The organism is Blautia sp. HCP3S3_D9, assembly GCF_052063845.1.
Classification (GTDB): Bacteria; Bacillota; Clostridia; order Lachnospirales; family Lachnospiraceae; genus Blautia_A.
Genome location: NZ_JBQHWS010000172.1, coordinates 1 through 5,878, shown reverse-complemented (window position 1 = coordinate 5,878; position 5,878 = coordinate 1). Strand labels below are relative to the sequence as shown.

The following is a 5,878-nucleotide window of genomic DNA, read 5'->3' as shown; positions in this document are numbered from 1 at the left end:
ATTTCATCTATACGGGTTCTTGTTTTTGTTTTTAAGCAGGAGTCCAAAGCAGTCCGGTCAATTTGGCCATGCTCAATCAGGTGCAGGATGATGTTCCTGCCGGAAGCGCCAAAAATATCAGAAATGAAGGAGGACAGACGGAAGCCGGAGCTTTGTAAAAATTTCTCAATCCTGTTTTTCTGGGATGTAATATCACGGATGATGCTCTTACGGTACCGGTTTAAGTCACGGAATTCCCGGATTCTTTTTTCGGGAATAAAGCTGCCATTCAGGAGCCCGGCACGGAGCAGGGTGGAAATCCATTCAGAATCCCGCATGTCTGTTTTTTTGCCGGGAACGTTCTTCATATGGCGTGCGTTTACAACCAACAAAGTAATATCTCCAGAGAATGCGTCTTCCAGTATTTCATAAATAGGCATCCAGTAAATGCCCGTGCTTTCCATAGCGACATGATGGCAGTTTTGGGAAACAATCCAATCCCGTAAGGCAATCATGTCTGGGATTAGGGTGGAAAATTCTCGGATTTCAGAATGTGTTGGCTTACCCAAAGGGCCAGTCAGGATACACGCAACAATTTTTTCTTTGTGGACATCCAGCCCACAGGAAGTTTCCAGAAGGTCTTTCATACAGAACATCTCCTTTGCAATAGAATTGGCAGGAGATTTGCCCGAGATAATGCGGACTTTGCTACTCGTGCTATCCATAAAAGGTGCGACAATATGCTGTGCTCAAGGGCAAAACATTTACGTTGAAAAACGGGGTGCAAATCCTCCAAGGTGCAATCAAACTTAATCCTGCCTAAGACTATTGTAAAGCAAGATAAGAAGCTAAAAAAGTAGTGGAGTCAATCCCCTATTTTCATTACAGGCTGAGATAAGCTTTCATGATTCGTTGAAAACTGAATAAAGTACACAGAAATCGTGCATCTATGTTTCAGATATAGTATAATGAAACCAGAGAAAAATTGTTCTGAGGTGAATTGAGATGCCATATGTTTCAGGTTTTGACCGTGACCAGCTGATGTGCTGTTCATGGGACGCATTTGTAGATAAAGAAAGTATTGCAAGGATAATTGATGCGTTTGTGAACCATCTTGATATAGGGAAATACGGTGTAAAACCTGTGGCAGCAGAAGGCCGTCCATCTTACGATCCTAAGAGCCTTTATAAGATATATATTTACGGAAGCAGGAAAGGTATCCGTTCTTCACGGAAACTGGCTGAAAGCTGTAAAGTAAATCTTGAAGTGAAATGGATGATCGGCGGTGTAGAACCGGATTTTCGCACCATTGCAGATTTCAGGAAAAACAACATAGACAGCCTGAAAGAGATTTTTTATGAATTCAACCGCCGGATCTCCGGTGCAGTGGAATGGGGATTTTCTTCCGTGGATGGAACAAAGATCCAGGCGGATAACGCAAAAGATAACAACTTCACCAAAAACAAACTGGATGACAGGATCAAATGGCTGAATGGTCATACAGATGAGTATCTAAGGATCCTGAATGAAATGGACAAGCAGGAAGAAACAGACGTGATTTCAGGAGAACTGACAAGAGAAAGTCTTGAAGCCAAGTTAAAAGAAGCACAGGAGAGACTTGCCAGATACGAAGGTTATCAGAAGCTGATGGAAGAAACCGGGGTATCCCAGCTTTCGATCACAGATGCGGATGCAAAACTCATGAAAAATAAAAATGGGTTTACAGTAGCATATAACCCACAGACGGCGGTAGATTCTGAAACACATCTGATCCGAGATTTTCAGATGACCAATCAGGTAACCGACCATGGATTGCTGGAAAGTACGATGCAGGGGATAAAGAGCTCTGAACCGGAAAAGATCATAGAAGTAGTAGCAGATGATACCGGAAGTTTATGCAGAAGTGATACAGGATATGAAGGTAGAAACAGTCCGTCGTAAAGTGGTGGATGAAAAACGGAAAAACAGCAGTGTCTATGGAAGTCCTGAGGAAATGCAGGAAAAAGCAAAAGAAGGTTATTTTGTCAGAGATCCTGAGAGAAACCTGGTATACTGTCCGGCTGGGGAAATCCTGAGACAGAAGAGCATAAAGAAAAACGGGAATATCCGCTATGCCAATAAAAATGCGTGTAAACATTGCCCGAACCGCAATAAGTGTTACAAGGGAAAAGGCGAATGGAAAGAGATCGACTTTACCAAAGATCAGCTGGTAAAACCATGTAAGGGCTGGCTGGAAGCCGAAGGAAAGAAGCCGGAGGAAACGAAAACGGGTGAAAAATGGCATTATGAAAAAAGAAAGGTTGTGAAGTTTTTCCTGAAACCGGATAAAGAAAAGATGAGCCGGAGGATGTGCCTGTCGGAGCATTCGTTTGGAACAATAAAACGAGCAATGTGAGCCACTTATTTTCTTTTAAGGGGAATACGGAAAGTGGCTGGAGAGTTTGCGCTCTTTTGCCTGGGTTATAACCTGGAACGGGCGAAGAATCTCCTTGGATTTCAAAAAATGATGGAATTGATGGAACAGGCATAAGCCTCTTTCTTCATCCTGTGTATTTTATTCAGTTTTCAATGTCACAGATGAAGGAAAGGGGCTAAATTTATGCCTAAAAATAAGGTTTTCGGACAGGCTGTGGGGGGCATCCGGGGAGACAGAAGAGAAAGTGGTGTTTACAGATGAGCCGGAGATAGAGGAGAAGAAAGAAACGCCGGTAGCTGCTGCAGGAGTGCCGGAGGTGGAAAATGGGTTCAGTGACGGAGAAAATGTTCGTGGTTTAGTGGATAATGATACAGCTGCAGAAAATATTAATCAAGGTAAAAAACATACAGTACGTATTCAAAATGTTGATCCATTTCCAATAGAACGACAGACGATAGTTGATATAATTAATAATCATGATGGAACCGTGACAATTGGAGTTGATCCTGATGTTTATATTGGAGATCAAAAGGATACGGGAAAATATACAGTAAGGTATTATCAAGAATCTGTCGAAATTGATGGAACGTATGGAAAGAATCCAGAGAGTAAAGATACGTCTCAAATGCAACTTTTTACGTCTTTATCTGTTCCTGCTGATCGTAAAATAGAGATAGCTGAAAAGTATATTACTATATATCTCTGTTGTAAAAGTTCAGTTGCAGGCTATTATTATACAGCAGCAGCACAGGAAAATATTGTTAATCCTACAAAAGTTGTTTATGATTTAGATGGTGGAACGGACGGACCGCCAACGGACTGGGTATGGTCGAGGGATTGCCAATGGGGCAATGGCCATGAAAAAAATCCCCAAAAGACAGGTTACAGATTTGATGGTTGGTATACTGGAAAAAACGGTCAAGGAAAAAGAATTGATTCTGTTCAAGATATTTCTTATTCAAGAGAAATAACATTGTATGCAAAATGGGTTCATGTGCATTCCTGGAACTATAGTTTAAGTGGCGATACTCTTAAGGCATATTGCTCAAACACAAATTCAAAATGTGAATATTATGGAACAGGTTCTGACAATGCAAAGGCAACAGTTTCACTTAAGCTTAATGGATTTGATAACAATAACTGTGCTGAATATGGCAGAACCTATTCTGTAACATGTGATAATACTTTTCCGTCAGAAACAAGAATAGAATCAGTTCAGTATGTAGGTCGTGATGGGACTACTTATACGGAAAGTTTAGTACGTCCCACTTCCACTGGAAAATATAAAGCAAAAGTAAACATTACACTGCCCGGAGAACAGGACTCAAGAGTGATATATACTGATTTTGAATTAAACCGCTTCCGGCGCAGCTTGACTGGAGCAGCTCAGACCTGACTTATAACGGAGAGGACCAGATAGTCACTGCAGAAGTGAGAAATGCCCTGCCCGGCGATAGATTTAAATTGGCATATGAAACCAACAAAACTTACACGAATACCGGAAAGGATGCCCGGGAATATACCTTAAAGGCAGTGGTGGAAGAAACAGCGAATTACGTGGGAGCTTCTGCTACCTGTGGTTTTAAGGTTAAAAAAGCAGGTGCTACAGATTCCCATTCCAAAGTCGATATCGAGGGATGGACATATGGTTCCTATGATGAAAAGAAAAATGCGCCGTCAGTAGATAAGAAGCTGAACCCGGAAAATCAGCCAATTCAGTACACCTACTATACGAATGAAGCATGTACCACAAAGACTTCAACTAAAAACGGAGCAGAAACAGAAGGCGGGGTACCAAAGAATGCAGGAACCTATTATGTAAGAGCCCAGATATCGGCATCCGGCAATTATAATGAAGGAACAGCAACCGGTTCATTTGAAATTAAATCCAAAGAAGTAACAGTGAAACCGGATGATTTACAAAAGCATATTGGCGAGAAAGATCCTAAGCTTACTTATACCACAGATGGCATCGTCGAAGGTGAAACACTATCTGGGATCACATTGCAGAGAGAATCAGGTGAGGATGCCAGAAAACCCCAAGCTACCCGGTAACAGGCATTAAGGTATCTCCGGATACTCTTACCTTAACAAAGAAAGATGAAACCGCCCAGCTTACTGCAGAGGTGACACCGTCTTATGCAGACAATAAGCGTGTAACCTGGCAATCCAGTGATGAGAAAGTAGCAACTGTAGATGAAAACGGCAAGGTAACAGCAGTTGGAAATGGAACTGTAGAGATCACAGTTACAACAGAGGATGGAAAAATTACAGCTTCCATTATAATCACAGTGAAAGTCCCGGATGAACCCACGATCAATAAGACCACAGGCTTCAGAAGGTTAAGAGCCTGTTCTGTAAAACAGACAAAAACTTCTGTGACATTGCAGTGGAACATCATTAAGGATGCAGATGGATATTTCGTATACGGCAACCGCTGTAATACAGGTACAAAGTCATACAAGTACAGGAAGCTTGCCACCATCACCGGTGGAGATATCAGCACATGGACCCAGAAGGACCTGAAAAAAGGTACTTACTACAAATATGTGGTAAAAGCCTACAGACTGGTAAATGGCAAAAAGGTAGTGACAGACACATCCATATCTGTACATGCAGTCACCGGAGGCGGTAAATACGGAAATGCAAAAGCTGTTTCCGTAACCCAGATTGGAAATAAGAAGAATGTCTCAAAGATCACCCTGAAAATGGGAAAAACCGCACAGATAAAAGCAAAAGAAGTAAAGAAAGATAAGAAGATTGCACGCCACAGAAAACGGGACTGGAGCAACCGGGAGATCGCAGAACACATGGGGGTATCCCTAAACACAGTGAAGCATTATCTTACAGATATCTTTAACAAGCTTCATGTCAAAAAGAGGGATGAATTAAAGAATTTCGTATTAAAATAATCAGGAAATCCACGAAGATACGGTATTTGCCCTGCGCAACCATCCGCTGATGCCGCAGGATATTAAAATCTATGGATTTATCATGGACTCAATAACAGGAGAACTCAGGGAAAATTATGTTTGACTTAAAAAATAGAAAATATAATGTATTGTGATGGAAGCATTTCAGATAATAATAGTTACTTTGCGCATTTTGTGTTATAATTGAGATTAACAGGAAATGATAAATATCTGCAAAATAAATGTTTATCAGGAACTTACCGAAGGACATTTTAGTTAAGGCGTAATAAATTTCGGACTTTGTAAAATGCAAAAGGGAGATCAATGATATGAGAAAAAAAACAGTCCAAAAAAGCAGTACCAAAGGCAATGCGAAGAGTAATACAAAGAGCAATGCAAGAAACAGCGTAAAAAGCAATGCAAGAAACAGTGCAAAAAACAGCCCTCAAAAAGCTGTTAAGACTGTTGCTCCAACAGCAGAGGATGTTTCTGTTAAGCAAACCGCAATTATTCAGGAGTCATCTGTTGAACAGAATGAACAGAACATTCCAACGAAACAGCCTGATCTGGG

At 41.2% G+C, this 5,878-nt stretch carries 7 protein-coding genes; 6 read left to right on the top strand and 1 reads right to left on the bottom strand.

What is annotated here, in order from left to right; translation table 11 throughout:
• A partial coding sequence (locus ACTNES_RS18975) for an IS110 family transposase (RefSeq protein WP_441040388.1) occupies positions 1–626 on the bottom strand: 626 nt, incomplete at its 3' end.
• Between the two features lie 358 nt (positions 627–984).
• Here ACTNES_RS18975 and ACTNES_RS18970 point away from each other — a divergent pair.
• The 6 genes from ACTNES_RS18970 to ACTNES_RS18945 form a co-directional block, all read left to right on the top strand.
• A complete protein-coding gene (locus tag ACTNES_RS18970) occupies positions 985–1,920 on the top strand; it encodes a transposase (protein WP_441040387.1) in 936 nt (311 codons plus the stop codon).
• Positions 1,895–2,374 carry a hypothetical protein gene (locus ACTNES_RS18965; protein WP_441040386.1) on the top strand — a complete coding sequence of 160 codons (480 nt, stop codon included), beginning with the start codon at positions 1,895–1,897 and terminating at the stop codon, positions 2,372–2,374. Before ACTNES_RS18970 ends, ACTNES_RS18965 begins: the two co-directional genes overlap by 26 nt.
• Positions 2,375–2,642: 268 nt before the next feature.
• On the top strand, positions 2,643–3,791 hold the full coding sequence (locus tag ACTNES_RS18960) for an InlB B-repeat-containing protein (RefSeq protein WP_441040385.1): 1,149 nt from the start codon (positions 2,643–2,645) through the stop codon (positions 3,789–3,791).
• 68 nt (positions 3,792–3,859) lie between these two features.
• A complete protein-coding gene (locus ACTNES_RS18955) occupies positions 3,860–4,450 on the top strand; it encodes an MBG domain-containing protein (protein WP_320812896.1) in 591 nt (196 codons plus the stop codon).
• Between the two features lie 5 nt (positions 4,451–4,455).
• Positions 4,456–5,307: an Ig-like domain-containing protein gene (locus tag ACTNES_RS18950; protein ID WP_441040389.1), complete on the top strand. Its 852-nt coding sequence runs from the start codon at positions 4,456–4,458 to the stop codon at positions 5,305–5,307.
• Between the two features lie 329 nt (positions 5,308–5,636).
• The coding region (locus ACTNES_RS18945; protein ID WP_441040384.1) for a hypothetical protein at positions 5,637–5,878 on the top strand (242 nt) is incomplete at its 3' end.

Coding starts and splice junctions, on each gene's coding strand:
- ACTNES_RS18970 (WP_441040387.1), top strand. CDS start 985: ATGCCATATGTTTCAGGTTTTGACCGTGACCAGCTGATGTGCTGTTCA.
- ACTNES_RS18965 (WP_441040386.1), top strand. CDS start 1,895: ATGAAGGTAGAAACAGTCCGTCGTAAAGTGGTGGATGAAAAACGGAAA.